At 67.9% G+C, this 20,970-nt stretch carries 27 protein-coding genes and 1 tRNA gene; 17 read left to right on the top strand and 11 right to left on the bottom strand.

Going from position 1 to position 20,970, the window contains the following annotated elements:
* Position 1 precedes the first annotated feature (1 nt).
* From ASG07_RS12005 to ASG07_RS11980, 6 genes are all read right to left on the bottom strand, one after another.
* The gene (locus tag ASG07_RS12005) at positions 2–826 is read right to left on the bottom strand and encodes a flagellar biosynthesis protein FlgJ (RefSeq protein WP_055846623.1); all 825 of its coding nucleotides are present in this window, start codon (positions 824–826) and stop codon (positions 2–4) included.
* Positions 827–906: 80 nt separating this feature from the next.
* Entirely contained in the window at positions 907–1,218 is a 312-nt protein-coding gene (locus ASG07_RS12000; protein ID WP_055846622.1) for a hypothetical protein, read from the bottom strand.
* Positions 1,205–1,501, bottom strand: coding sequence for a flagellar biosynthesis anti-sigma factor FlgM (gene flgM, locus ASG07_RS11995; RefSeq protein ID WP_055846619.1), 297 nt, complete (start codon positions 1,499–1,501; stop codon positions 1,205–1,207). The genes ASG07_RS12000 and flgM overlap by 14 nt, the downstream gene beginning before the upstream one ends.
* Positions 1,502–1,572: 71 nt before the next feature.
* The gene (locus ASG07_RS11990; RefSeq protein ID WP_055846616.1) at positions 1,573–2,085 is read right to left on the bottom strand and encodes a flagella basal body P-ring formation protein FlgA; all 513 of its coding nucleotides are present in this window, start codon (positions 2,083–2,085) and stop codon (positions 1,573–1,575) included.
* A complete protein-coding gene (locus ASG07_RS11985; RefSeq protein ID WP_156361846.1) occupies positions 2,082–2,582 on the bottom strand; it encodes a hypothetical protein in 501 nt (166 codons plus the stop codon). Before ASG07_RS11985 ends, ASG07_RS11990 begins: the two co-directional genes overlap by 4 nt.
* Positions 2,579–3,226: a motility protein A gene (locus ASG07_RS11980; protein WP_055846613.1), complete on the bottom strand. Its 648-nt coding sequence runs from the start codon at positions 3,224–3,226 to the stop codon at positions 2,579–2,581. The genes ASG07_RS11985 and ASG07_RS11980 overlap by 4 nt, the downstream gene beginning before the upstream one ends.
* Positions 3,227–3,454: 228 nt before the next feature.
* Between ASG07_RS11980 and ASG07_RS11975 the strand changes: the two genes are divergently transcribed.
* From ASG07_RS11975 to ASG07_RS11915, 13 genes are all read left to right on the top strand, one after another.
* Positions 3,455–3,799 (top strand): flagellar basal body rod protein FlgB, encoded by a 345-nt coding sequence (locus ASG07_RS11975; protein WP_055847092.1) that lies wholly within the window; start codon positions 3,455–3,457, stop codon positions 3,797–3,799.
* A complete protein-coding gene (gene flgC, locus ASG07_RS11970; protein WP_082474767.1) occupies positions 3,796–4,206 on the top strand; it encodes a flagellar basal body rod protein FlgC in 411 nt (136 codons plus the stop codon). Before ASG07_RS11975 ends, flgC begins: the two co-directional genes overlap by 4 nt.
* Positions 4,207–4,210: 4 nt before the next feature.
* Positions 4,211–4,897, top strand: coding sequence for a flagellar hook assembly protein FlgD (locus ASG07_RS11965; RefSeq protein ID WP_055846610.1), 687 nt, complete (start codon positions 4,211–4,213; stop codon positions 4,895–4,897).
* 55 nt (positions 4,898–4,952) lie between these two features.
* Entirely contained in the window at positions 4,953–6,260 is a 1,308-nt protein-coding gene (locus ASG07_RS11960; RefSeq protein ID WP_055846607.1) for a flagellar hook protein FlgE, read from the top strand.
* Between the two features lie 26 nt (positions 6,261–6,286).
* Positions 6,287–7,036 (top strand): flagellar basal body rod protein FlgF, encoded by a 750-nt coding sequence (locus ASG07_RS11955; protein WP_055846603.1) that lies wholly within the window; start codon positions 6,287–6,289, stop codon positions 7,034–7,036.
* Between the two features lie 12 nt (positions 7,037–7,048).
* Complete coding sequence (flgG, locus tag ASG07_RS11950) at positions 7,049–7,837, top strand: flagellar basal-body rod protein FlgG (protein WP_055846600.1); 789 nt, start codon at positions 7,049–7,051, stop codon at positions 7,835–7,837.
* A 47-nt stretch (positions 7,838–7,884) separates the two neighbouring features.
* Entirely contained in the window at positions 7,885–8,580 is a 696-nt protein-coding gene (locus ASG07_RS11945) for a flagellar basal body L-ring protein FlgH (protein ID WP_055847084.1), read from the top strand.
* Between the two features lie 68 nt (positions 8,581–8,648).
* The gene (locus ASG07_RS11940) at positions 8,649–9,764 is read left to right on the top strand and encodes a flagellar basal body P-ring protein FlgI (RefSeq protein ID WP_055846595.1); all 1,116 of its coding nucleotides are present in this window, start codon (positions 8,649–8,651) and stop codon (positions 9,762–9,764) included.
* Entirely contained in the window at positions 9,761–10,090 is a 330-nt protein-coding gene (locus tag ASG07_RS11935; protein WP_055846591.1) for a rod-binding protein, read from the top strand. The genes ASG07_RS11940 and ASG07_RS11935 overlap by 4 nt, the downstream gene beginning before the upstream one ends.
* 9 nt (positions 10,091–10,099) lie before the next feature.
* Positions 10,100–11,440, top strand: a complete 1,341-nt coding sequence (gene flgK / locus ASG07_RS11930; protein ID WP_055846588.1) for a flagellar hook-associated protein FlgK — start codon at positions 10,100–10,102, stop codon at positions 11,438–11,440.
* A gap of 5 nt (positions 11,441–11,445) precedes the next feature.
* Positions 11,446–12,339: a flagellin N-terminal helical domain-containing protein gene (locus ASG07_RS11925; RefSeq protein ID WP_055847080.1), complete on the top strand. Its 894-nt coding sequence runs from the start codon at positions 11,446–11,448 to the stop codon at positions 12,337–12,339.
* A 90-nt stretch (positions 12,340–12,429) separates the two neighbouring features.
* Positions 12,430–13,293, top strand: coding sequence for a flagellar motor stator protein MotA (motA, locus tag ASG07_RS11920; protein WP_055846584.1), 864 nt, complete (start codon positions 12,430–12,432; stop codon positions 13,291–13,293).
* A 3-nt stretch (positions 13,294–13,296) separates the two neighbouring features.
* Complete coding sequence (locus tag ASG07_RS11915) at positions 13,297–14,205, top strand: flagellar motor protein MotB (protein ID WP_055846579.1); 909 nt, start codon at positions 13,297–13,299, stop codon at positions 14,203–14,205.
* Positions 14,206–14,285: 80 nt separating this feature from the next.
* On the opposite strand, the gene ASG07_RS11910 is transcribed toward ASG07_RS11915, so the two are convergent.
* A complete protein-coding gene (locus ASG07_RS11910) occupies positions 14,286–14,777 on the bottom strand; it encodes a MucR family transcriptional regulator (protein ID WP_055846575.1) in 492 nt (163 codons plus the stop codon).
* Between the two features lie 160 nt (positions 14,778–14,937).
* On the opposite strand from ASG07_RS11910, the gene ppk2 reads away from it, so the two are divergent.
* Both ppk2 and ASG07_RS16975 read left to right on the top strand, forming a co-directional pair.
* On the top strand, positions 14,938–15,699 hold the full coding sequence (ppk2, locus tag ASG07_RS11905) for a polyphosphate kinase 2 (RefSeq protein WP_055846572.1): 762 nt from the start codon (positions 14,938–14,940) through the stop codon (positions 15,697–15,699).
* A 79-nt stretch (positions 15,700–15,778) separates the two neighbouring features.
* Positions 15,779–16,867, top strand: coding sequence for an alpha/beta fold hydrolase (locus ASG07_RS16975; RefSeq protein WP_082474766.1), 1,089 nt, complete (start codon positions 15,779–15,781; stop codon positions 16,865–16,867).
* 10 nt (positions 16,868–16,877) lie between these two features.
* On the opposite strand, the gene ASG07_RS11895 is transcribed toward ASG07_RS16975, so the two are convergent.
* Genes ASG07_RS11895 through ftsE form a run of 4 tightly spaced genes read right to left on the bottom strand, consistent with a single transcriptional unit; the run spans position 16,878 to position 19,747 of the window.
* Positions 16,878–17,573: a lysophospholipid acyltransferase family protein gene (locus ASG07_RS11895; RefSeq protein WP_330219022.1), complete on the bottom strand. Its 696-nt coding sequence runs from the start codon at positions 17,571–17,573 to the stop codon at positions 16,878–16,880.
* The gene (locus ASG07_RS11890) at positions 17,570–18,100 is read right to left on the bottom strand and encodes a YdcF family protein (protein WP_055846569.1); all 531 of its coding nucleotides are present in this window, start codon (positions 18,098–18,100) and stop codon (positions 17,570–17,572) included. The genes ASG07_RS11895 and ASG07_RS11890 overlap by 4 nt, the downstream gene beginning before the upstream one ends.
* A 34-nt stretch (positions 18,101–18,134) precedes the next feature.
* Entirely contained in the window at positions 18,135–19,031 is an 897-nt protein-coding gene (locus ASG07_RS11885; RefSeq protein WP_055847071.1) for a cell division protein FtsX, read from the bottom strand.
* An 8-nt stretch (positions 19,032–19,039) separates the two neighbouring features.
* Positions 19,040–19,747, bottom strand: coding sequence for a cell division ATP-binding protein FtsE (ftsE, locus tag ASG07_RS11880; RefSeq protein WP_055846565.1), 708 nt, complete (start codon positions 19,745–19,747; stop codon positions 19,040–19,042).
* Positions 19,748–19,924: 177 nt separating this feature from the next.
* On the opposite strand from ftsE, the gene ASG07_RS11875 reads away from it, so the two are divergent.
* Positions 19,925–20,728, top strand: coding sequence for an MJ0042-type zinc finger domain-containing protein (locus ASG07_RS11875; RefSeq protein WP_055846563.1), 804 nt, complete (start codon positions 19,925–19,927; stop codon positions 20,726–20,728).
* A 126-nt stretch (positions 20,729–20,854) separates the two neighbouring features.
* A tRNA-Leu gene (locus ASG07_RS11870) sits at positions 20,855–20,941 on the top strand.
* Positions 20,942–20,970: the final 29 nt, after the last annotated feature.

Raw genomic sequence — 20,970 nt, 5'->3', positions numbered from 1 at the left:
CTCAGTTCCCCATCCGGCTGAGCATCATGTACGCCAGCCGCGCCGTGTCGGGCGTCGGCCGCAGGACGCTGTTCGTCGCGCCCTCCAGTTTCCCCTGCGCCCAGGACAGCGCGTCGGCGGCGCTTTCGTTGTTGCCGGTGACGACGGTGGCGTCGCCCATGTTCAGCGCCTGCGCGGCAAACGTCAGGTTGGCGTTGCGCGTCTCCTCGACGCTGTCCGCCGCCGCGCCCAGCTTGCTGGCGAAGCGCTGATACACCTGCTCCAGCGAGCGCGGGCTGCCGTTGCTGGCATAGAAGACGCTGCGGTTGGAGCGCGCGGCGGACGGGAACAACGCGGCGGCGCTGGCGTCCGGATTGCGGTCGCGCGCCGACAGGAATTTGGTCGCGCCGCCGATTCCCAGAAAATGCGCCATGTACAGGTCGGTGCCGGTCGCGGCCCGGCCCAGCGATCCCTCGATCGCGTCCTTGTTGTCGGAGGCATGCTCGGCGGCCATCAGGCTGGCAGCGGCGGGATCGTTGCGCAGGTTCAGGATCGCCTGACGCGCGCCCGGCGCGACGGTGAAGCGACCGGACGCGGTCTGGCCGATCGAATCCGCGGCCCAGCCCATGCCGTGCTCCGCGCCGTGTTTCTTGACGATGCCGAGCCAGCTCGATTCGATGAACTGGTACAGGCCGGATGCCGACGAGGTGCCCGAACGGGCGCTGGCGTTGAAGCCGCTCTCCAGCTTCGCCTGGCCCATCAAATAATCGAAATCGACGCCGGTCGTACTCGACGCCTGCGCGATGGCCAACTGGACGCGGCTGGTGTTGATGGGACTGACGGTCACGGTTGCTGGATCACCTCTGTTCGAGGTGCATCACAGCAAGGGGCGTGCCAGTTTAAGGGTTCGAGGCGAAAGCCCCGGCATCACGCGTAGGCGTTCACCATCGGGCGGTGGCCGGCAAAGCTGTCACCGGTCAAGGTTTGCAGGCGGCGGCGGGTATTTGCCGCCATCAGGTTGACGTAGATCCGGCAGGTCTCGTTCAGCCGGTTCGCCTCGTCGGCCAGCGCGCGCAGCTCGGGCGCGGCGGGTCCGGTGCCGGCGGCGGCGATCGCGTCGATCCCGGCCAGCTTGTCGGCGGTGGCACGCTCCAGCGCGCGGACGTCGTTGGACTTCAGCGCGGCGATCTCCGCATGCAGCGCGTCGATCACCCGGATCAGAGCATCACGCCTTTGCATTCGGATTCCACTCCAGCTTCAACGCGATGAGGCGGTCGGCGATGGTCGACGGCAGCAAGGGGAACTTGCCGGTCGCGATCGCCTTCTTGATCTCGGCCACGCGTTCGGTGTTCACCGGCGGCGACGCGGCCATGGTCTTCGTGAGCGTGGCCGACGCGACCGAAGCCGTGTCGGGCGCGGAGGAGGTCTGGACCGCGGGTTCGGTCGCGGCCTTTGCAGCCTGCACGGGGGCACTGGGCGCGATCCGCGCTATGCTCCCTGTCTTGATTCCGATCGAGTCCATGACGTCCGCACCTTCCGGTTCTCGCTGACATCGGGAGAAACGACCGGCCCGGGCAAGCCTTTAGTGTTTTTTTATTCGGTCCATCCCGGCAACGTCGCACGACCCGACGCCAGCGCCATCGCCTGCACCGGGGCCTTGCCGTCGTCGACGCGGACCATGAAGCGCGCGCCGGGCACCGCATCGGCCATCGCGACGCCCTCCCGACTGATCGCGAAGCCGTCCGATCCAGCCTCGATCACCACCGGATCGCCGCGGCGGATCACCGGATCGACCTTGGCCGGGCGGGCGATCGCCGGCGTCGCGGCGGTCGGCGGCGCGGCGACGATGCCGGGCGGCGTGCGGACGGGGACGAACAATCGCCAGTCGGGGCCGGAGCAGGCGACGACGACCGCATCATGTGCCGCCGTGCGCCACGACAGCGCGACGGTCGGACAGGTCTGGAGCCGCAGCCGCTGGTCGATCCCGGCGCGCGCACCGCCTTCGTCGCCGACGCCGCGGCCGGTAAAGGCGGCGACCGCGCGGTCGAGTGCGCCGATGTTCTGGAACGAGGGCGTCGCCGCGGCGAGCAGCAAGGTGGCGATCATGGCTTCTTGTCCTGGTGGTCGCCCGTGAAGGCGAGCGTGACGGTCACGCCGCGCGCACGCGCGCTGGCGGTGGAGACGGTGATACGGCGCGGCGCCAGCGGCGCGAGGATCGCGGCGACGGCGCGGGCACGATCCGCGGCCAGCAACGAGGCGGAGCCCGTTACGCCATCAACATCGGCAGCGGTGCCGTCGGTCGCGCCGGTGACGGTCAGCGACACCCGCGGATCGGCCAGCACGCCACGCGCCCAGGCGGTGATCGCCGCCCCGCCGTCCGGCACGACCGCCGATCCGGGCGCGAAGCCCATCACGCCCTCCGCCGCGACCGGCAGCGCCGGCTCGTCGGTGGCGAAGCCCGCGCGCAGCGAATGCGCCAGCGCGCTCGGCTGGGCTCGGGTCGCCTGGATCAGGACGAAGAAGCCGACCAGCAGAAGCGCCAGATCGGCGAGCGTCACCAGCCACAGGGGGCGCGGCGCGGCGGTGTCGGGCCAGTCGTTCATGCGGCGGTCCTCAATTGATGCACGGGCGTCTCGCGCGCGGCGAGGGCGACGAGCGGTGCCTCGATCCGCAGGCGCTCCGACGCTTCGCGGCGACCGGCGGCGCGCAGGCGACCGGCGACCGGCGCAAGCACCAGATTGGCGAGCACCGCACCGTACAGCGTGGCGAGCAGCGCGACGGCCATGCCGCCGCCGATCGCCGATACGTCGTCGATCGACGCGAACATCCTGGCGAGGCCGACCAGCGTGCCGATCATCCCCATCGCGGGTGCGACCTCCGCCGCGGCGGCCCAGACCTCGGCCGCGACGACATGCCGCTCAATACGGGTGCGGCGCGCATCGCGGATCAGGATCTCGACCTCGATCGCGGGTGCGCCGTCGACGATCGCGGCGATGCCGGCGGCAAGGTCGCGGTCGGTGATGACGGTGCGGTCGAGCGCGACCACGCCGCACCGCTGCGCGATCCGCGCCAGTGCGCCGATCTGGAGCAGCAGCGGCTCGGCCGAGAAGCGGCGACGCGGCAACACGCGCAGGGCGGACACCGCACGGGAGAGATCGGCCGCCGGCGTACGCAGGATCGTGGCGACGACGGTGCCGCCGCCGACGATCGCCATCGCAGCCGGGTCGATGAAGGTGGAAACATCCATGCGGGACGTGGATGCAAGGGGTGTGCCGGTTTGATCGGCGTGCATCGTCGTACCGGGCGCGTCCCGGCATGGCGGGGGCGAGCGGCAACAGCCTTGCCGCCGGCCGGCAACATCCTGCCGCATGCCTTGCCGATCACCGGCAAATCATGTCGGTGCAAGGGTTTTCCGGAAACTGGCACGGCGGTTGCTTATGGTCGGATGCGCCATCGGGGCGCGACGGAGGCCATCATGGCAGGCGACAGTCTTTTCGGGGTGCACGGTGCGGCGCTGGAGGTGCGTGCCAAGCGCATGGGCGTGCTCGCATCGAACATCGCGAATGCGTCGACGCCCGGTTTCAAGGCGCGCGATATCGACTTCCAGTCGGCGCTCAAGTCCGCCGAGGGCAGCAACGATCGCGGCATCGACGCCGCGACCAAGTACCGCGTGCCGACGCAGACCTCGATGGACGGCAACACGGTCGAGCTGAACAACGAGCAGACCGCCTTCGCCGAGAACGCCGTGCAATATCAGACGACGCTGTCGTTCCTGAACGGGCGCATCGGCCAGATCACCCGTGCGCTGAAGGGCGAATGATGTCGCAACCGCTATCCATCTTTCAGGTCGCCGGTCGCGCCATGAGCGCGCAGCTGGTGCGGATGAATACCACCGCGTCGAACCTCGCCAATGCCGGCAATTCGGCATCGACGGCAGAGGCGGCGTACAAGACGATGAAGCCGGTGTTCCGCACCAGCTTCGACGCCGCCAGCGGCATGTCCACGGTCGACGTCGAAAAGGTCGTCACCGCCGGGGAAGCGCCGACGCAGCGTTACGATCCGTCCAACCCGATGGCGGACAAGGACGGCAACGTCTTCGACGCCGCCGTCGACGAAACCCGCGAGCTGGTCGACATGATGGAGACGGCGCGCGGCTACCAGAACAACATCGAGGTGATGAACACGGCCAAGAGCCTCATCATCGACACCCTCAAGCTGGGACGCTGATATCATGGCGATCGACACGACATATGCGATCCAGCCGGGGATCGATGCCTATTCCGCCAAGATGGCCTCGAAGGTGTCGGCGGCGGGCACGAAATCCTCGCTCGACCAGACCGATTTCCTGAAGCTGATGACCGCGCAGCTGAACAACCAGGACCCGTTCAGCCCGGTCGACAACACGCAGATGGTCGCGCAGATGGCGCAGTTCTCGTCCGTCGCCGGTATCAGCGAGATGAACGCGTCGATGAAGGCGATCGCGACGAAGCTCGGCTCGACCAGCGCGACCGATGCGATGAGCTTCGTCGGCAAGACCGTGCTGACGCAGGGCGATACCGCCTACGAGCGTCAGTCGGGCGGCATCACCGGCGCGGTCGAGCTGGACAAGGCGGCGACCGACGTTCTGGTGACGATCGCCGACGCCAACGGCAGCGTCGTCAAGACGCTCCAGCTCGGCGCACAGCCCGCGGGCAGCGCCACCTATGACTGGAACGGCAAGGACGATGCCGGCAACGCGATCGAGGGCGGCCCCTATAAGGTGACCGTCGACGCCGCCAACGGCGGCAGCACGGTCACCGCGCGCGGCCTCGTCTGGGCGCCGGTGCAGTCGGTGTCGGTCCCTGCCGGCGGCGAACCCACGCTCAACATCACCGGCCTCGGCACGGTGTCCACCTCCGCGATCCGCTCGATCGCCTGATCTTCCCGCGCGATCCGCCCCGATCGCCTGACCCCTTTCACGCAGGAGCTACCCAATGTCCTTCTACACCGCGCTCTCCGGCCTTCAGGCGTCGCAGACCGACATGGCCACGATCAGCCACAATCTGGCCAACGTCGCGACCACCGGCTTCAAGAAGAGCCGCACGGAATTCGCCGACGTCATCGCGTCCAGCGTGTCGACCGATCCGCGCAAGATGGTCGGATCGGGCGTGGTCGTGAAGGGCAACACGCAGCAGTTCAAGGAGGGCAACCTCCAGACCACGTCCAATGCGCTCGATCTGGCGCTGGTCGGCGAGGGCTTCTTCATCATGAAGTCGACCGGCACCAGCGACTCGGTCAACTACACGCGCAACGGCAGCTTCTCGGTCGATTCGGGCAACAACGTCGTCGATGCGCAGGGCAGCTACCTGATGGTCTATCCGGTCGACAGCGACGGCAACGTCACCGCCACCGGCAACGATGGTCTGACCAACCTGCAGATCCAGCAGACCAGCGGCACGCCCAAGGCGACCGGCGTGGTGTCGTATCCGGTGCAGGTGTCGTCGACCTCGACGCTGAAGGGCGACAAGATCGGGTACAAGTTCGACCGGTCGGACACGGCGACCTACAACAACTCGGTCGCGACCCGTGTCTACGACGCCAACGGCAACCCGCAGACGATGACCAGCTATTACGTCCGTACCAAGGAGGGCACGGCCGCCGATCCGAATGCGGTGCCGGCCAAGGACGCGACCACCGGCACATGGGACGTCTACACCTTCATCGGCGACCAGCCGATGACGACGGGCACCGCCAAGGCCGACAAGGTCACGCTGACCTTCGACGACAAGGGTGCGCTGGCCGACCCGAAAGCTGCGATCACCTTCAACGCGTTCGTGCCGACCTCCGGCGCCGCGTCGCAGACGGTGTCGCTGAACCTGTCCGGTTCGACCCAGCTGTCGAGCGCCTTCTCGGTCGGCACCAAGAAGCAGGACGGCATTGCGGTCGGCCAGCTCGCCGGCGTGACGGTGACCGACTCCGGCCTGATCCGCGCCAGCTTCTCCAACGGCGACATCGTGCCGCTGGGCAAGGTGGCGCTGGCCAAGTTCTCGACCCCGACCGGCCTGCGCCAGATCGGCACCGCCTATTGGGAGGCCACCGGCGTGTCCGGCGAGGCGGCGCTGGGTTCGGCGAGCGCGGACGGCTTCGGCAAGCTGATGTCGGGCACGATCGAGGGTTCGAACGTCGACATCACCGAGGAGCTGGTCAACCTGATCGCGGCACAGCGCAACTTCCAGGCGAACGCCAAGGCGCTGGATACCGCCAGCCAGGTCTCGCAGACCATCTTCAACATCCGCAGCTGATCTGAAACGGGGCGCGGAGGCACAGGATGGACAAGCTCGTCTATACCGCGGCGACGGCGCTGCGCGCGCACATGTCGTCGCAGGCGGCGATCGCCAACAACATGGCGAACGTGTCGACCACCGGCTTCCGCGCCGACCGCGTCGTGTTCGACCGCATCGAACTGAAGGGCGGCGGTGCCCAGATCGAGGCGCGCGCGCCGACGTCGGAGGAGGTGACCGACGCCGATCGCTCGCCGGGCGTCATCAGCCGCACCGGCCGCGCGCTGGACGTGGCGATGGCGGGCGATGCGTGGATGGCGGTGCAGGCGTCCGACGGATCGGAAGCCTATACGCGCCGCGGCGACCTGACGATCGCGCCGTCGGGTGTGCTCCAGACCGGCGACGGTTTTCTGGTGATGGGCCAGTCCGGCCCGATCACGCTGCCGCCCGCCAGTTCGGTGACGATCGGCGGCGACGGCACGATCTCGATCGTGGCGCAGGGTGACGCGACCGGCACGCCGCAGATCGTCGACCGGCTGAAGCTGGCGTCGACCAAGGGCACCGACACGGTCAAGGGCCTCGACAACCTGTTGCGCGTGCGCGGCGGCGGCACCCTGCCGGCCGATCTGGACGCGAAGGTCGAGGGCGGGGCGCTGGAGGGCAGCAACGTCAACATGACGCAGGCGCTGATCGACATGATCGAGAACCAGCGCGCCTACGAAGTGTCCGCCAACATGATGAAGTCCGCCAAGGACATGGATGAAAGCGGTGCATCGCTGATGCGCCTGCCGTCTTAAGGGAGAAATCGCATGACCTACGCCGCCATGCACATCGCACGCACCGGGCTCGACGCCCAGGATACGCGCATGCGGGTCATCTCGAACAACCTCGCCAACGTCAACACGACGGGGTTCAAGCGCGACCGCGCCTCGTTCGAGACCCTGTCCTATCAGGTCGTGACCGCGCCCGGCGCGCAGTCCACCGGCGAGACGAAATACGCCACCGGCCTGAACCTCGGAACCGGCGTGAAGGTGCAGGGCACCGCGCGGATCGAGACGCAGGGGTCGATGCAGCAGACGACCAACAGCCTCGACATGGCGATCGACGGCGACGGGTATTTCCAGGTGCAGCTGCCGGGCGGTGGCCTGGGCTATACGCGCGCCGGCAATTTCTCGCGCTCGCCCGAGGGGCAGATCATCACCAGCGAAGGTTATCAGGTGATGCCCGGCATCACCATCCCGGCCAATGCGACGACGATCACGATCGGCAACGACGGCACCGTGTCGGCGACGATCCCGGGACAGGCGGAGGCGTCGCAGCTCGGTCAGATCCAGGTCGCGGGCTTCCCGAACGCCGCCGGCCTGCAATCGACGGGCGACAATTACATGATCGAAACCGCGGCGAGCGGCGCGGCCAATCTCGGCATCGGCGGTCAGGACGGCCGCGGCCGCGTGCGACAGGGAATGCTGGAGGCATCGAACGTCAACGTCGTCGAGGAACTGGTCGACATGATCGAGACGCAGCGCGCCTACGAGGTGAACTCCAAGATGATCTCCGCGACCGACGACATGCTCAAATATGTGAACCAGAACCTGTGAGGCGTCGCACCGTGACATCCGCATCGCGCTCCCTTCGGCTCCACTGGATCGAGGTCGCGCTCGCCGCGGCATCGGGGCTGCTGGTGCTCGCCGCCGCCGCGCCATCGCCGGCGCACGCCGGCCTGTTCGGCAAGAAGAAGCCGGCGGAGGATTTCACCGCCGTCCGCCCCGCGCCGCTGCCGTTGCCGGTACCGGTCGTCGCGCCGGCCAACGGCGCGATCTTCCAGGTGTCGGGCGGATATGCCGCGCTGCATGAAGGCTGGCGCGCGCGCCGGGTCGGCGATCCGCTGACGATCGTGCTGGTGGAACGCACCGCCGCGTCCAAGACCGCCAATTCCAAGCTCGACTCGTCGGGCGGGGCGAGCATCACGCCGCCGGCGACCGGGCCGCTCAACCTGTTCACGTCGACCGACGTCTCGGCGAGCGGCAACCGCAACTTCAAGGGCGGCGGCTCGGCCGATCAGGCCAATTCGCTGTCGGGCGAAGTCAGCGTCACGGTGGCCGAAGTCTATCCGAACGGCACGATGCTGGTGCAGGGCCAGAAGCGCGTCACGCTGAACCGCGGCGACGAGTTCGTGCGGATCAAGGGCATCGTCCGCTTCGCCGATGTCGACCTCGATAACCGCGTGCCCTCGACCCGCGTCGCCGATGCGCAGATCTCCTATACCGGCAAGGGCGACGTCGCGCGCGCGAGCCGTCAGGGCTGGCTGTCGCGCTTCTTCTCGGTGGTGAGTCCGTTCTGATGCCTTCGCTGTTGCACGGTGGAAAGCGTGAACGATTCGGTAACCATCTTGCTGGCAAGACGGCGGCCATGATCCGTCATCTCCTCCTCTCGTTCACGATCCTGCTTGCCGCTTCGGCGGGGGCGCTGATCGCCGCTCCCGCGAGCGCCGATCGCATCAAGGATCTGGGCGGGTTCCAGGGCATCCGCTCGAACCAGCTCACGGGATACGGCGTCGTCGTCGGTCTGCCGGGCACGGGTGACGACAATCTCGAATATACGGTCCAGTCGCTGAAGGCGGCGACCTCGCGCTTCGGGCTGCAACTGCCGCCGAACGTCAACCCGGCGATGAAGAACGCCGCGGTGGTGATGGTCACGGCCGACCTGCCGCCCTTCGCGAAGCCGGGCCAGCGGATCGACATCACCGTCGCGTCGATGGGCCGCGCCAAGTCGCTGCGCGGCGGCAGCCTCATCATGATGCCGCTGCTGGGCGCGGACGGGCAGATCTATGCGATGGCGCAGGGCAATCTCGCGGTCGGCGGACTGGGTGCGGAGGGCGCGGACGGATCGAAGATCGTCGTCAACGTCCCCTCGACCGGCCGCATCCCGGAGGGTGCCACGGTCGAACGTGCCGTCGCCACCGGTTTCGACAGTGCGCCGAACCTGACCTTCAACCTCGCGCGGGCCGATTTCACGACCGCGCAGAACGTCGCCGCCGCGATCAACGGCAAGCTGGGCGGCGGCGTCGCGCAGGCGATCGACGCCGTCTCCGTGCAGGTCCGCGCACCGATGGGTGCGGAGCCGCGCGCCACGCTGATGTCGGCGATCGAGAATCTCGACGTCGTCTCCGCCGAACCGCCCGCCAAGGTCATCGTCAACGCGCGTACCGGCACCGTCGTCATCAGCTCCGCCGTCCGCGTCGGCGCCGCCGCGGTGACGCACGGGAAGCTGACCGTCCGCATCGACGAGAACCAGCGGATCAGCCAGCCGGGACCGCTGTCGAACGGCCAGACCGCGGTGGAGCAGCGTTCCAACGTGTCCGTCGACGAAGAAAAGAAGCCGATGTTCCTGCTGACACCCGGCCCCAAGCTGGCCGATGTCGTGAAGGCGGTGAACGCGATCGGCGCATCGCCCGCCGACCTCGTCGCGATCCTGGAGGCGCTGAAGGAAGCCGGCGCGCTGAAGGCGGAGTTGATCGTCCTGTGACCGACATTCCCGCCATCTCGTCCGCGACGGCCGCCGCGCCGACCACCGGCATCTCGGTCGACTCGAGCCGGTTGGCGAGCAAGGCCAATCTGAAAGAGGCTGGCGAGAAGTTCGAATCGGTGTTCACCGGCATGATGCTGAAGTCGATGCGGCAGGCGAAACTGGCCGACCCGCTGTTCGATTCGAAGTCCAGCGACACCTTTCGCGACATGCAGGACCAGCTGACCGTCAAGGACATGGCGCAGCACACGCCGCTCGGCATCGGCAAGGCGATGACGGAATTTCTGTCGCGCTCTCAACCAGATCTTAATCAGCCCCCCGGATAACGGCCGGTCATGAGCGATCTCCTTTCGATCGGCGCATCCGGCGTCCGCGCATACCAGAGCGCGCTGACCGTCACTGGCGAGAATATCGCCAATGTCGGGTCGGCCGGCTACACGCGCCGCAGCGTCCGGATGACGGAGATCAGCGGTGGCGTCGGCGCGGTCGACCGCAGCGCGTCGAACGGCGTGCTGATGACCGGCATCGTTCGCGCGGGCAACAGCTATACCCAATTGGCCGTGCGGTCGTCGGGGGCGGACCTCGCCCGCTCGGCGTCCGGGGCGCAATGGCTGGACCGGATCGAAAAGGCGATGACCGGCAACGAGCTGGCCGGCCGCGTCACCGGTTTCTTCAACGCCGCCACCGGATTGGCGGCCGAGCCCGATTCCGGCGCGCTGCGCACCCGGATGCTGAACGCCGCCGGCTCCACCGCGATCGCCTTCACCGCCACCGGTCGGGCCTTCGACCAGATCGACGCCGATCTGGACTCGGCGGGTGTGCAGGCGACGGCCCAGTTGAATTCGCTCGGCACGTCGCTGGTGCAGGTCAATGACGGCATCAGCCGGACGCCGCCCGACAGCGCCGCCGCGGCCCAGCTTGCCGACCAGCGCGACGCCATCTTGGACCAGATGAGCACGCTGGCCGATATCGGCGTCACGCTCGACCCGCTCGGCCGCGCCACCGTCAAACTGGGTGGCGCATCGGGCACGGCGTTCGTCGAGAAGAATACCGTCAACGGCCTCGCCTATTCGCGCAACACCGACGGATCGGTTGCGCTTTCGGTCGTGAACGGCCTCGACCGGCTGTCGGTGTCGCTGAACGGTGGCGAGCTGGCGGGGATCGTCGACGGCGCGCAGAAAGCCGCGGCGTCGCGTACCGACCTGAACAACGTCGCCAAGGATTTCGTGCTGAAGGTCAACGAGACCCAGCTCGCCGGCCAGGATCAGGCCGGCGTGGCCGGCACGAAGATGTTCAATGCCAGCGACGGCAAACCGACCGAGATCACCCTGAACTTCGACAGCGGCTCGAAGATCGCTGCGGCCAAGAACAATCTCGGCAAGCGCGACTCCAGCAACCTCGCCGATCTGCAGGCATTGCGCACCGACCGCGGCTGGGAAGCGAAGCTGACGCAGATCACGACGGACAATGCCAGCGCGCTCGACCAGAAGAACACGATCATCGCCGCGCAGACCGCGATCCGCGACGGGGCCGTCAGCGCGCAGAGCAGCGTGGCGGGCGTCAACATGGATAGCGAGGCGGTCGAACTGATGCGCTTCCAACAGGCGTATTCCGCCTCCAGCCGGGTGATCCAGGTCGCCCGCGACACGCTGCAAACCATCCTGGATATCCGGTGATCGCCATGCAGATATCGACCGCATCCTTCTACGACACGAACGCCAGCCGCATCTCGACGATGATGGCGCGCGCGACGAAGCTCCAGACGGAGATCGCGACCGGCAAGAAGGTGCAGACGCCGTCGGAGAACCCGGCCGTCTCGCAGCAACTGGCGGAGCTGTCGCGCAAGGACAAGGACGCCGCGGTCTATGGCCAGAACCTGACGCTGGCGGGATCGCTGCTCGATCAGGCAGACGGCGTGCTCGGCCAGATCGGCACGCAGATCGTGCGTGCGCGCGAACTGGTGACCAAGGCGGCGAACGGCACCGAGACACCCGAGTCGCGCAAGATCTTCGGCACCGAACTGGCATCGATCGTCGATGCGATCGTCGGCCTCGCCAACACCCGCAATGTGCGCGGCGAGCCGCTGTTCGGTACGCCCGACGGCACGCCGGCGGTCGCGCGCGACGGGAACGGCGTCTATCAATACGCGACCACCAACGTGTCCGAGGTACCGATCGCCGACAACCAGTCGGTGCAGGCAACCGAGAGCGCGAGCCGCATCTTCAAGGATGGCAGCGACGACACGCTGAACATGCTCGATACGCTGGCCAAGGCGCTGATGACGGGCACCGCCACCGATCAGCCGGCGCAGGACGCGCTGGATGCGATCCGGGCGGCGGGCGACCGGGTCGACGTGGTGCAGGCTTCTGTCGGCGCGCGCGGCGCACGCGTCGAACTCCAGCAATCCTTGCAGACGACGACGAACATGGATCGCGACGAACTGCGCTCCTCGCTGGAGGACACTGATGTGCCCGCGGCGTACATGGAAATGCAGCAGCTGATGACCGCGCTGTCGGCCACGCAGCAGACGTTCAGCAAATTGTCCCAGCTGTCGTTGTTCGATTATCTACGTTGAGTTACCCCGCTGGTAACCGGATGGCGACGACTTCACGCTAATCCGGTCGGGTAACGCCGGCGATGCCGGTCACCCGGAGGCAGCCCAGCAATGTTCCCAACCATCGGCATAGTCGTCCTGATCGCGATGGTGTTCGGCGGCTTCGCGATCACCGGCGGCGCGCTCGGCCCCGTCATGCACGCGATCCCGCACGAGATGCTCATCATCGGCGGTGCCGCCGCGGGCGCGCTCATCATCGGCAACTCGGGTGCCGAGCTGAAGGCGATGGGCGGCGGACTGGGCAAGGTCTTCAAGGGGCCGAAGTACAAGAAGCAGGATTATCTCGACGTCATCTTCCTGGTGTCGAAGCTGATGAAGATGCTGCGCATGGAAGGCCCGATCGCGGTCGAGCCGCATGTCGAGGACCCCAAGTCTTCCGCCGTCTTCGCCGAATATCCCAAGCTGCTGAAGGATCACACGCTCATCAACCTGATCGCCGATACGCTGCGCCTCGTGGTGGTGTCGTCGGGAACGCTGGACGTGCACGCCGTCGAGGAGGTGATGGACCACTCGATCAAGACGCACCACCACGAGGTGGAGGGGCCGCACACGACGCTGAACAGTCTCGCCGATTCGCTGCCCGCGCTGGGCATCGTCGCGGCGGTGCTGGGCATCGTGAAGACGATGGGGTCGATCGACAAGCCACCGTCGGTGCTGGGCGGGATGATCGGATCGGCGCTGGTCGGCACCTTCATGGGCGTGTTGCTGGCGTACGGCATCGTGTCGCCGCTGGCCGGCCGGCTGAAGCAGGTGATCGATGCCGATGCCGCGATCTACGACGTGGTGAAGCAGATCATCATCGCCTCGCTCCACGGCCATCCGCAGCCGCTGGTGATCGAGGCGGCGCGTTCCGGCATCAAGCACAAGAACCAGCCCGGCTTCGCCGAAGTGTTCGACGGGCTCCGGGGCAAGTAGGCGATGGCGAAGGCAGCTCCCCACGGGCACAACGTCCCGCCCAAGGTGATCGTCAAGAAGATCTATATCGAGGGTCACGGCGGCCACCATGGCGGCGCGTGGAAGGTCGCCTATGCCGATTTCGTGACCGCGATGATGGCGTTCTTCCTGCTGCTATGGCTGCTCGGCGCGACGACCGAAAAGCAGCGCAAGGGACTGGCCGACTATTTCGCGCCGACGCTGATGGATGCCAAGAAACTGGGCATCGGCGGATCGGGGCCGTTGGGCGGCGAATCGCTGATGTCGAACAACAAGACCGGGCCCAAGGCGGCGGCGGCGGCGATCGCGTCGATGGGCATCCCCGCTCCGTCGCTTCAGGCCGGACCCGATGTCGGGATGGGCAAGAAGGGATCGCTGCGCAGCACTCCGGCCAGCCGCGCCGAGGACCTGAAGACGTTCGAGCAGATGAAGCGTCAGGTGATGGCCAAGATGGCGGGATCGGCAGACCTCGCGAAGCTGGCCAGCCACGTCAAGTTCGTACGGACGGACGAGGGGCTAAGGATCGATCTGGTCGACGATGCCGATTATTCAATGTTCGCGATGGGGACGACCGCGCTCGATCCGCGCGCCGGAGAGTTGATCGGCATGATCTCGGAATCGATCCGCGGCACGCAGAACCCGATCATGATCCGCGGCCACACCGACAGCGTTCCGTTCGGCGATCCGCGCGCGATGAACAACTGGATGCTGGCGACCGGCCGTGCGGAAGCGACACGACGGCGGCTGGCGCTGGGCGGTATCCCGGAGGCACGGTTCGAACGGATCGAGGGCGTCGCCGACCGGGAACCGATGATCGCGAAGGATCCCGGCGATCCGCGCAACCGGCGGGTCGCGATCACCCTGCTCTATCGGCCGGGCGTGTTCGGCCAATAAGGCGGCGTGTTCGGCGAACAGGCAATAAAAAAGGGGCGGTCCGGCGGACTGCCCCTTTTTCGTCGTGCGTCGGCGGACGGTTACTCCGCCGCCTGGGCCTCGGTCGCCTTGCGACGACGGCCGGCGCCCTGGTTCTCGACCTTGGTGCCGGGCTTGCGGCCCAGACCGATCTTCTTCGCCATCGCGCGACGGCTCTCCGAGTAATTCTCGGCGACCATCGGATAGTCCGGCTTCAGGCCGTAACGCTCGCGATACTCGACGGGGGTCAGGCCGTTGGTCGCCAGATGGCGGCGCAGGGTCTTGTACGGCTTGCCGTCGATCATCGAAATGATGTGATCCTTGGACGCGAGCGACTTGCGCGCGCTGACCGCTGGTACATACTCGGCCGACGCATCCGCCGCGGGGGCGGGCTGGCTGCCGGCATTCAGTAGCGCGGACACCGTGTCGTGCATCTTGCCCAGGAAGGAGGGAACTTCGTCGGCGGAGGTGCGAGTGTTGGGGTTGCCGAGCCAAGCAATCGTGAGTTCGGTCGCCAGTTCAACGGCATTGGTATCAGTGGTGTCGGGGGACATCAGTTACTCCTTTGGTCCGAGTGTACGTAGCGATGCGCAACAGTGCGTCAACACCCAGACCAACATGATATACAACATAGTTGATCCCGATGCACGTGAACAAGTGATGCCGTAAAGCGGAAAACGCTACGTTTCGAAACCGACTTTCAGGAGATGCGCGATGAGCGACGACGACGACAAGACGAGCGGGCGGCTGGAGCGGCTGCAACTCGGGCTGGTTCACCTGCAGACGGCGATGGCCGCGTCCGGCGAGCGGGTCGTGGTGCTGCTGGAGGGACGCGACGGCGCCGGCAAGGATGGCGCGATCAAGCGGATCACGGAACATCTGTCGCCGCGCGCGACGCGCGTCGTCGCGTTGCCCAGACCATCGGATCGCGAACGGACCCAGTGGTTCCTGCAACGCTACGTCGCTCATCTTCCGGCTGCGGGCGAACTCGTGATCTTCAACCGTTCCTGGTACAATCGGGCGGGCGTCGAGGTCGTGATGGGCTTTTCGTCGAAGGCGGAACAGGCCGAATTCCTTCGCGATGCACCCGATTTCGAGCGGATGCTGGTCGAAAGTGGCATCAAGCTGGTCAAGATCTGGCTGGATATTACCAAAAAGGAACAGAAGTCGCGGCTCGATGCGCGCCGGACCGATCCGTTGAAGGCGCTGAAGGTGTCGGACATGGACGCCGTCGCGCAGAAGAAGTGGAAAGCCTATACGGCGGCGCGCGATACGATGCTGGCGCGCACGCACAGCGCCATCGCGCCGTGGTACTGCGTGCGGGCCGACGACAAGAAGGCTGCCCGGCGCGCGATCATCGCCCACATCCTGCACCAGGTCGCACCGGCGTCGATCGTCGAGGACCTGCCGCGCCCCGATCCGGAAACCTTGTTCGCCTACGACCCTGCGGCGGGCGAGGACGGCCGGCTGTCGTGATAGGCCCGGCCACGTGACGGGCACGATCACGGGGCGGTAGCCGGTTGCGTCGCGGGGAGGGCTGTCGCATGGCGGCGGCATGACGATCGCTCCCCGCGGATATGACGCAGTACCGGCGGGTGCGTCGCTGGTCGCCGTCGCGCTGGGCGATGCCGACGCGCCGGCGGTGCTGATGCTCCACGGCGAAGGCCAGAGCCGTGCGATGTGGGCGGAGGCGGTGACGGCGCTGGCGGAGGCCGGCCGCTATGTCATCGCGCTGGACCTGCGGGGCCATGGGGACAGCGGGACGGCCGGGGAGCCGGCCGATCTCGACGCGCATGTCGCCGACGTGCGCGGCGTGCTGGAGACGCTGGGCTCCCGCCCGGTCGTGGTCGGCTCCGGGCTCGGCGCGCAGGTCGCGCTCGCGACGCTGGGGGAGGGGGGCGAGCATCTCGCCACCGGGCTGGTCCTGCTCGACGAGACGGCGGGCGACGCGGCGATGTCCGCGCGCCTCGACGATGCGGCGACGCGGATCAAGGTGCCGACGCTCGTCATCGACGGCCCCTGTCATGACATCTCTGGCGCTCGCAAGGCGGCGATCTCGGAGGGCGGACCGCTGGTGGCGGCGGATCGCGCCGACGCGTTCAATGCGCTGCTGCTCGAATTCCTGGAGCAGGCCGCGCCGCGCGCCGTTCCCGAATACCGCGCCGGCAGCGACTCCCGGACGTTGCGCGATGCGCTCGGGTGTTTCGGGACGGGCGTGACGGTGGTCACGACGATCGACGCCGAGGGAAAGCCCGTCGGGCTGACCGCCAACAGCTTCACCGCCGTGTCGCTCGATCCCCCCTTGCTGCTGGTATGCCTGGCGAACACCGTCCAGTCGCTGCCCGCCTTCGCCGCGGCGGGGGTGTTCGCGGTCAACGTGCTGCACACGGGCCAGCAGACCGTCTCCGGCCGCTTCGCCAGCCGCCACGAGGACCGCTTCGCCGCCACGCCGTGGGAGACGTGGGATACGGGCGCGCCGATCATCGAACATTCGCTCGCCAGTTTCGACTGCACGAAGTTCGCGTGGCATGAGGCTGGCGACCACGTCATCCTCGTCGGCCATGTCCAGCGCGTCCGCTTCGAACCGCGGCGCGATCCGTTACTGTACTTCCGCGGACGCTATCGCCGGCTGCACTTCAGCTAGACAGCAGAAGCTAGACCGCAGGAACGTCCAGCACGTTGATGCCCGCATGCGCCGCCGCTTCCGCCTCGTCGCGCGGCAGGCCCGGGGGCACCGGATCGGCATAGCGGAAGGTCACGACGCCCGGCAGCTTCAATCCCTTGCGCGGCCATAACCGCCCGCTGTCGTTGGCGATCGCGACCAGTGGCAGGTTCAGCGAGCGGTACAGCCCCGCAAATCCCGGTCGCAGCGGCGGCTGCTCGCCCAGCGGTACGCGCGTACCCTCCGGAAAGATCAGCACGGACCGGCCGGCGGCGCGTGCTGCGGCCGCTTCGCGCAGCATCCGGCGCAGCGCGACGCCCGACGCCTCCCGGTCGACGGCGATCGCGCCATAGCGTTTGGCGGCCCAGCCCCACACCGGAATGTCCGCCAGTTCGCGCTTCAGCACGATCACCGGCGCATCGAACAGGTCGGGTGCGATGATCGCGTCGAACATCGACTGATGCTTGGCGACGTAGAGCACCTGCCCCGCGGGCCTGTTCCCCTCGACCCGGATGCTGATGCCCAGCAACACGCGCGCGCACCAGCAATGATATTTCACCCAGCCGCGGACATAGGCGCGCAATATGCGGTGTCCGAACAGGGCCCCCACCGGTGCGAACAGGACGATCGGCACCGATCCGGTCCAGAATACCAGCGCGAAGGCGATGTTGCGTAGCCGGACGATCATGCTCTTCCCAACCAGATGGCGATCCGGCGCAGGATCAGCTTGTTGTATTCGTTGACCAGCGTCCGCAGCCGCGGCGTGCTGGGCACGCCGTCGCCCAGTACCGTAACGCGCGGTCCCAGCGACGCGCGCAGTTCCATCCCCGCCCGCGGCACGTGCCAGTCGGAGGTGACCAGCCGCACGACGCGATAGCCGTGCGCGCGGACCCATTGCGCGGTTTCCTCCGCGTTCGATCGCGTATCGACCGCATCGGTGCCGAGGTCGACGCAGCAGGCGAACAGGCGCGCCGATCCCGGATAGGTGCGGGCCAGATCGGCCGGTCGCACGCCTGATCCGACGCCCGTCACCAGCATCCGCTTCGCCTGTTTGCTGCGCAGCAATTCCAGTCCCCGGTCGATCCGTCCCGCGCCGCCGGTGGGCACGACGATGCCGTCGGTGGTCGTCCCCTCCAGCGGCTGCGGCAGCGCGATCATGAAGACCGCGAAGCCCAACGCCCAGACCACACCGAGAAAGCCAAGCAGCCGGATCATGCCGGCGTCTTCGCAAGACGGCGCAACGCCGGCGTCACAGCGTGCGCCTCAGCGCCCGCGTCACGGCCAGTCGCGCCGCCGCCATCGCCAGCGCGACGAAGCCCATCGGCAGGATCGCGAGCAGGATCCAGTCCGCCGCGCCCAGCGTGATGCCGCCGATCAGCTCCGATCCCAGCGCCGTCAGTTGCCCGCCGATCAGGGCGATCACGCCGACCGCCACGATCGTCCCGACGATGCCGCCGATACCGGTGTCGAGCGCGATCCGGCGCTGGAACAGCCGCGCGACCTGAAGGTCGGTGGAGCCGAGCATGTGCATCACCTCGATCGTCGCGCGGTGCGCCTCCAGCCCGGCGCGCGCCGCCAGCACCACGACCGCCGCGGTCGCGCCCGCCATCAGCAGCACGACGCCGAGGGCGAGCCACGTCACCGATCGCATCAGGCCGCTGACCGGCGACATCCAGCGCGCGTGACGGTCGACCCGTGCCGCCCGGCTGGTCGCGGTGACGCCCGCCACCACGCGCGCCGCCGCGGCCTCGTCGTCGGTGGCGAGATCGACGTCGATCATCGCGGGCACCGGCAGGCCGGCATCGGCGGCGTCGCTGCCCAGCCACGGGCGCAGCAGCCGCGTCAGCTCGGCACGGTCGACCGGTGTGGCGCGCGCGACCTCCGGCATCTCCTTCAGTACCGACAATACCCGCGCGGCGGCGGCATCGCGGCGTGCGGCTTCGCCCTCCACCACCTGCACCGTCAGCCGCCCGGCCAGTTGCCGGTCGAGCAGTCGTCCCGCGCTGGCGGTGCCCAGTCCCAGCGCGGCGGCGAGCACGGTCAGGAACACCATGATCGCCATCACCCACGTCATCGCGCGGACGCCGCCCGCCTCGTCGAGCAGTCGGTTGGTGTCGGGGCGACCCCCGCCGGTCAACCGCGTCATCAGCGGCATCACGGCTCGTTCCGGGGCGGCGGATAGCGGAGAGCGCCGGTCGGATCGAGCAGGCGGCCGTGGTCGAGCCGCATCATCTGCGCGGTCGGGATGCGGGATACGAGGTGCAGGTCGTGGGTCGCGACGATCACCGTCGTGCCGATCGCGTTGAGCGATCCGAACAGGTGGATCAGGCGATCCGCCATCTCCGGATCGACGTTGCCGGTGGGCTCGTCGGCGACCAGCATCTCCGGCCGGGTGATGACCGCGCGCGCGATCGCCACGCGCTGCTGCTCCCCGCCCGACAGCGTCGCGGGCTTCGCATCGGCGCGCTCGGCCAGCCCGACCCAGGCGAGCATCTCGCGCACCGGCCGCTCGATCTCCGCATCGGCGATGCCGGCGACGCGCAGAGGCAGCGCGATATTGTCCCAGGTCGACAGATGCGGAACCAGCCGGAAATCCTGAAACACCACGCCGATGCGCCGGCGGAAACCGGGCAGCCGTTCGCGCGGCAGCACCACCGCATCCTCGCCGAACAGCCGGATGACGCCGCGGCTGGGGCGTTGCGCGAGGTACAGGAGCTTCAGCAGCGACGTCTTGCCCGCGCCGCTCGCACCGCTCAGGAAATAGAAGGACCCCGCCTGCAGGCTGAAGCTGATATCGGTCAGCGTCTCCGCGCCGGTGCCATAACGCAAGCCGACATTCTCGAACTGCACGATCGTCGTCATGGTCCCGGGATGCTTGGCACGCCCGGCGCGCCGCTTCAAGCTTGCCAGCCGGCGCGGGGGCGCGCCGCTTCGCGCTTGCCAGCCCGGGCGGGGGCGCGCCGCTTCGCGCTTGCCAGCCGGCGCGCGGGCGTGGCACATTCATGACGGCCGCGCTTCGTCGGCGTGCTGGGGCGTAGCATGATCCTCGAATGTCCAGAGTGCCGAACGCGTTACCTCGTGCCCGACAGTGCGCTGGGGATCGAGGGGCGTACCGTCCGCTGCGCGAATTGCCGCCACAGCTGGTTTCAGGAAGCGACACCGCTGGACCTGCCGCCGGAGCCGCCGGAGCCGCCCGAGCCGGTCGCGCCGCCCGAGGTCGCGGCTTCGATCGCGCCCGAGCCGGAGCTTCAGCCTGAGCCGCCCGCCGAACCATCGGTCTTCACCGATCCCGGCTATGTCGATCCGGCACAGCCCGAGCCCGCCTTTGCGGAACCGAACTACATCACCCCCGCCCCCGTGGGGGAGGGAGCAGGCTACGACGCTTTCGCGCATCAGGCTCCGTTCCGGCCCCGGCGCAATCCGGCGCGGCTGTGGACGCTGCTGGCGATCGCGGCGGGATTGCTGATGCTGGTGGGCGCGGGTGCGATCCTGTGGGTCGGTGCGCCGGGGCTGGCGCAGCAACTGGGACTCAGCATCGGTCCGGCCGAGACGCCGCTGCGCCTGCGCGACAATCCGATCGAGCGGCGCGAGCTCGAGAACGGGTCGGAACTGTTCGCGGTCAGCGGCCAGGTCATCAATCCCTCGTCCGAACGCCAGCGGGTGCCCGACATCCGCGCGGAACTGCGCGATGCGCAGGGACGGCTGGTGTACAGCTGGACGATCACGCCGGAACGCCGCACGCTGGGACCGGGATCGACGCTCGATTTCAATTCCGCCAAGCTCGACGTGCCGTCCAATTCGAAGCAGCTGGAGCTGACCTTCGCCGGCGACGGGGGCGCATAGATACCGCCGATCCTCGCCTTCCCCCACGAGGATCGCAAACGCCCCTGACGATTCCCGTTGCGGTCCCCCGAACCGCTTGCTAGGGGCCGCGACCTGCCAGCTGCCGGTTACCGGCGGAGTTCACGTGCGGTCGTGGCGGAATTGGTAGACGCGCAACGTTGAGGTCGTTGTGTCCGAAAGGACGTGGAAGTTCGAGTCTTCTCGACCGCACCAGAAATTCCCGACATCGAGAATATCCCCCT

Origin of the sequence: Sphingomonas sp. Leaf343, assembly GCF_001423765.1 — a bacterium.
Taxonomy (GTDB): Bacteria; Pseudomonadota; Alphaproteobacteria; order Sphingomonadales; family Sphingomonadaceae; genus Sphingomonas.
The sequence above is the reverse complement of the archived record's forward strand: the minus strand, read 5'-3'. Positions and strand labels throughout refer to the sequence as shown.